The sequence below is a fragment of the Leisingera sp. ANG-M1 genome, assembly GCF_000813745.1.
GTDB lineage: Bacteria > Pseudomonadota > Alphaproteobacteria > Rhodobacterales > Rhodobacteraceae > Leisingera.
Genome location: NZ_JWLC01000088.1, coordinates 1 through 259 on the forward strand (window position 1 = coordinate 1; position 259 = coordinate 259).

The 259-nt window shown below is 62.9% G+C and carries 1 pseudogene; it reads left to right on the top strand.

The features are described from left to right. Positions 1–55 precede the first annotated feature (55 nt). Positions 56–259, top strand: a pseudogene (locus RA19_RS27305) (GNAT family N-acetyltransferase); the annotation flags it as partial.

The following is a 259-nucleotide window of genomic DNA, read 5'->3' on the forward strand; positions in this document are numbered from 1 at the left end:
GCTGGGATTGCACTGAAAAAGCTGAACCGCCTGGAAGGAAAGGGAGGACAGGCGCATGTCCGACTCTCCAGAGTGCCAGTTTGCGCTCAGGCCGCTCGAAAAACCGGATCTCGCGGAGCTATCCTGCTGGTTCCAGGACGTGGCTGATCTTGCGTGCTTTGACCGTTCTGCGCGCACTCCGCTCGATTCCGCAGCAACTGCGCACGCCTGGGAAGCTTCGGGGGATGCGGCGGGGGGGACCGGGAAGGGCTGGGTTTCG